Origin of the sequence: Lactococcus ileimucosae (assembly GCF_943193185.1) — a bacterium.
GTDB classification, from domain to species: Bacteria; Bacillota; Bacilli; order Lactobacillales; family Streptococcaceae; genus Lactococcus; species Lactococcus ileimucosae.
The window spans coordinates 1-1,235 of the sequence record NZ_CALPDE010000058.1; the positions used below are offsets into that span (position 1 = coordinate 1).

Sequence of the window (1,235 nt, forward strand, 5' to 3'; positions counted from 1 at the left end):
GATCAGCGGACGGCAGCCGAGATACTGGCTGAAAACCTGTATTGGACCTTTCAGCCAGACAAGATTGGTGATCTGGTGACCAAAGGTGCAGAAAGGCCTCTGCACTATTCGATGACATTTGATGACCGGAACTTCATCTATAACTTTGGTAAGGATACGACCAAGCAGATTTCGTCGTTGGAAAATCATGTTCCGCCCAGGAGCAGTAATTCCATTTTCCTTCCGGCCAAGGAAGTACTGTCGATACATCACATCATTCTCAAATCCCGGGAGCAGGATAAGGCCTTTGGTTTCGACAATACCTATCTGGATCTTGCTCGGGCGTTGAGAAATTCCACCACCAAGGGCAACAACTACCGGGAGTTCTCGAAATCCAGGCAGGACCTTGAGTCGATGCTTGGAGGGAAAATCGAGTTTGATGATGCCTCCAACAAGTGGGCTTTCAAAAAAGGGAATCAGAAGTTCCCTATCGGTGTGACAGCGGAAGGTATCAAGAAAATTGCGATCCTGGACACGCTTCTCGGTAACCGCTATCTGGATACCAGTTCGGTCATTTTTATTGACGAACCGGAGTCTGCACTACATCCGAAGGCCATTTCTCAGTTATTGGACAACATCGCTCTGTTGTCTGAGCGTGGGATTCAGTTTTTCATGGCTAGCCACTCGTACTTTGTCATCAAGAAGCTTTTTTTGATCGCACAGGAGAAGGGTATATCAGTTCCGGTGATCTCTGAGGAAAATGGAGAGTGGACATGCAACAACCTGCAAGAGGGGATGCCTGATAACAAAATCATTGAGGAGTCGATCCGGCTTTATCAGGAAGAGGTGGAGCTGGTTCTGACATGACAAATCAGGCGATCCAGGAATCTGGAATGACGTTTGGCCCCTTTCCTGAAGGCCACTGCCTCTACATTGAGGAAAGTGATCTATATCGACGGATACAAAACCACGTGCAAATGGCGGAGTTCCTTCTGCTCAAAAACAGCCGTAAGGGAGAGCCAGTGCTTTGGGTTGTAGAGGCTAAATCGAGCAGTCCAAGGCCCGAAACCAAACCAAATTTTGACGAGTTCGTTGCTGAAATACGCGACAAGCTGATCAATGCCTTTTCGTTAACCCTTGCTGCCTGTTTGGGGCGACATGACACAGCAGACGAGTCTATACCGGCCAGATTTCGTGAAGTGGATTGGTCTGGTCAGGACGTGAAACTGGTTTTGGTGATCAATGGGCATCGAGAC

2 protein-coding genes are annotated in these 1,235 nt (G+C 48.3%); both read left to right on the forward strand.

Annotated elements, in window-relative coordinates; all coding sequences use genetic code 11:
* The coding region (locus tag NFR51_RS11000; protein WP_251713621.1) for an AAA family ATPase at positions 1 to 846 on the forward strand (846 nt) is incomplete at its 5' end.
* Positions 843 to 1,235 (forward strand): hypothetical protein (locus tag NFR51_RS11005; protein WP_251713622.1); only part of this gene is annotated, 393 nt, incomplete at its 3' end. The genes NFR51_RS11000 and NFR51_RS11005, both read left to right, overlap by 4 nt.